This is a genomic window from Staphylococcus agnetis, assembly GCF_002901865.1.
In the GTDB taxonomy this organism is placed as follows: Bacteria; Bacillota; Bacilli; order Staphylococcales; family Staphylococcaceae; genus Staphylococcus; species Staphylococcus agnetis.
On sequence record NZ_PPQF01000157.1, the window covers coordinates 350 to 3,674 of the forward strand.

Consider the following 3,325-nt stretch of genomic DNA (forward strand, 5'->3'; position numbering starts at 1 on the left):
TCAACATGATAAAAAAAGGTTTTATAATTTTAACTTTAGCAGCTGTGACCCCGATAACTCTACAATCATATGATACCCCATTAACAAAATATACTTTTGCAAATGAGCTTAGTAAAGAAGAACATCAAGAGAAATGGGACAAATATAATAAACAAAACCCTCTTTATCTACCGGAGGGATATTTTACAAAAGTTTCTAATACTCAAGAGTCACCTTATCAATCAGTTGGATTAATAACTGTTAAAGGTGTAATGAATGCTACAGCATCTGTTGTTGGTAAAAACAAAATTATTACTAATTTTCATGTAGCTCGAGAAGCCAAAAAAGATCCATCTAAAATTATTTTTAGACCTGGTACAACAACAGATGACCAAAGAAACTTAAATACGCCATATGGTGAGTTTCAAGCAGAGTCTATCGATGAAGCTCCATTTGGTGAAGGTGTAGATTTGGCAATCATAACATTAAAACCTAATGCTGATAATAAAGAAGTTGGAGAAGTGGTAAAACCCCTTGAATTTGGTTTTGGAGAGTCTTTGAGTTCTAACCAAGTACTTAATTTAGTTGGATACCCAAATAACACTGTGCAAAATCAAATGTTTAAGCAAAGAATTGAAGTACATTCTACTGATCAAAACCTTAAATATTTTGGATATACTGAGGAAGGTAACTCAGGGTCTCCAATCTTTGATGATGACAATAATTTAGTTGGTATGCACATTGGTAAGTCAAAAATCGAGGGTAAAGGTGATATTTTAGTAGGCAGACTATTTGATAGCAAATTTGTTAAAATTTTAAAAGACAAGTTAAAAAGTTAATTAGGTAATTTGATATTTTATAATTTATTTAAAGGACTTTGATAATTTGCTAAAGGGGGTAATGGTTTTTGCCCCCTTTTTATATTAAGATAATGTAAAACTATCTTTTACTAAAAGAGGGTGTGTTTTATGATAAAAAAATTTTAATATTATCCATTGTTATTTTTCTTCCTATAACCAATGAAAAAATGTCAGACTTAAAAGCAAATGAAAATCATGGAAAACAAGTAATTGTAACTGACACCACAAAAGACCCGATAGGAAAAAGGGTAGCTAAATTTGAAAAAGATGGACATCATTGTACAGCTACTATGATAAATTCTAAAGTTGGTATTACTTCTTCGCACTGTAGTGATAATAACTTTGAAGATAATGCAAATGGTAGATTATACCCTGCTGAATCTGCTTTAAAGACTCCTTTTGGATATATGGACATTACCTTATTTAATCCTTATGATAATGGAAATAAACTATATGATATTGCTTTAATTGGGGGCAAAGAATCAAATAAGTCAAGTGACTATAAATTTTATGGTAAAGAATTCGATATAGCTCCTGTTAAAGTTATGGGGATAAGAAACATTAATGATTTAGTTGGGGAAGAAGTTTATTCATTTGGTTACCCTTATGAAAAAAGTGGATACGTTCAATATAGAAGTGAAGGAACGATAACTCATACTGATCAATTTAATTTATATAGTGATATACCAAGCTATCCTGGTCAGTCTGGTTCAGCTGTATTCTTGAAGAAAAACAATCAATTAATAGGTATAATTCATGGTGGAGTTGGTACTAGAACATCTATAAAACCTATTACATCAGAAATATCTAATTGGTTTAATGATAAAAGCAATAATTGGTTAGAAAATGATAAGTGATAAACACACTAAAAAAGTATGTAAATATTGTAAACTCACAAATATATATTTATGAGTATATTTAACAATTTTGAAAGCCTAAAAGTGTAAAATCGATTTAATTCTATAGCCACATTAATGACTATTTAATAATTAGTTAATTACATTTATAAAGGTATCGGTATAAAAAGTTTGCAGCTTGATATAAATTAAAAAATAGAAAGGTGGTATTAACAGTGAAAAACACAATAATAAAAAGTATGACTTTGTTAACTTTAATTGCTTCAGTAGGAACTATTGATAGTTTTTATAATAACAGCATTAATGTAGCTAGAGCAGAAGAAAATACTGGAGCGGAAGCGAAAATAGAAGCAGTTAAAAATTCGTTTCACTCACCTTACAATATAGTTACTAAAATAGAGGGACCGAATTTTTCTGCAACTGGTTTTGTTTCGGGTAAAACTACTGTAATGACTAATAAGCATGTTCTAAAGTCTATTTTGAAAGAGGGTACTTTAAAGACCAATGTAATATTAGCAAAAAATAATGCAAACGAGGGATCTAAAAAAGATTTAGGAACTTTTAAAATTAGAGATTACACCGAAGTCCCTGGGGATATAGACGTAGTTATTTTGGAAATGAGTCCAAATGAAAAAGGTCAAAACATTGGCGATGTAGTAAATCCAGCTAAAATAAAAAGTGCCGATGACATAAACCAAGAATGGATTGACAAAAACAAAGATAAAAAATTTTATTTAGCTGGATATCCTGGAGGAAGAGATATTGACACTATGTGGTCTAGTGAGGGTGGATTATTATTTTTCATCGGTAGAACCGACCCTTTAAAATTCTTCGGAAGTATGCCAGGGGCACCTGGAAGTTCAGGTTCACCAGTATTCAATGATAAACACGAGGTTGTTGGTATTGTGTATAGCGGATGGGAAGCTAACCAAGGTGTTAATGGATACTTATTTAGGGAAGACTTATACAAGTTTATTGAAGCTAATACTTAAAAGAGGAACTATAGATATAGTGTAATCTATTAAATAAAGTAACAATAATATGTATGAAAAGCGGCCTGTAAAAAGGTCGTTTTTCATGTTTGAATAAACACTAAGTGTAGCAAGGGTCTGATAAAATATTTTGTTCGGTAAGCTCCACTACATGGAGTTGTTTAGCTTAATCTTTTTTGAATTCTATATCATCGTATGCATTAATTCAATATTTACTTATGTATTCAGTAGTATCATTATGTCTTTTAGTCTAAAACTATTTACAGATTAGACAATTTGGGTATAATAAAGTAAGTAATGCGTGTATATATACGTATGCTAAATAATGAAGGAGGGGGAATTATGAATATTTTTAAAAAGAGTAGAGATAGATATCATTTAAGCTTAGATTATGTAAGTAAAAAGACTGGAATTTCTATTAATGTTATCAATAGATTAGAAAATGATAAAATTAATAATATTAATTATTCATCTGAAATTACTTGTCTAGCAGAATTTTACGACCTTGCCTTAACTGATGTTCATTCGAATATAAGCCCTCAATCTTCTTTTATTGCAAGACATAAAGGTAGTATCAATGAACATGATAAAATGCAAATCACTAAATTATATAAATTACAGGAAGTATTAGGATGAG

Annotated in this window: 4 protein-coding genes; all 4 read left to right on the forward strand. The window is 30.0% G+C overall.

Annotated elements, in window-relative coordinates; translation table 11 throughout:
* Window positions 1-818, forward strand: an 818-nt coding sequence (locus CD172_RS12460) for a trypsin-like serine peptidase (RefSeq protein ID WP_206169848.1), incomplete at its 5' end; no start/stop codon positions are given.
* Window positions 819-940: 122 nt separating this feature from the next.
* Window positions 941-1,696 (forward strand): trypsin-like serine peptidase, encoded by a 756-nt coding sequence (locus CD172_RS12465; protein WP_103346513.1) that lies wholly within the window; start codon window positions 941-943, stop codon window positions 1,694-1,696.
* A gap of 215 nt (window positions 1,697-1,911) precedes the next feature.
* Entirely contained in the window at window positions 1,912-2,688 is a 777-nt protein-coding gene (locus CD172_RS12470) for a trypsin-like serine peptidase (protein ID WP_103346514.1), read from the forward strand.
* A gap of 342 nt (window positions 2,689-3,030) precedes the next feature.
* Window positions 3,031-3,324, forward strand: a complete 294-nt coding sequence (locus CD172_RS12475; protein ID WP_103346515.1) for a helix-turn-helix domain-containing protein — start codon at window positions 3,031-3,033, stop codon at window positions 3,322-3,324.
* Window position 3,325 lies beyond the last annotated feature (1 nt).

Coding starts and splice junctions, on each gene's coding strand:
- CD172_RS12475 (WP_103346515.1), top strand. CDS start 3,031: ATGAATATTTTTAAAAAGAGTAGAGATAGATATCATTTAAGCTTAGAT.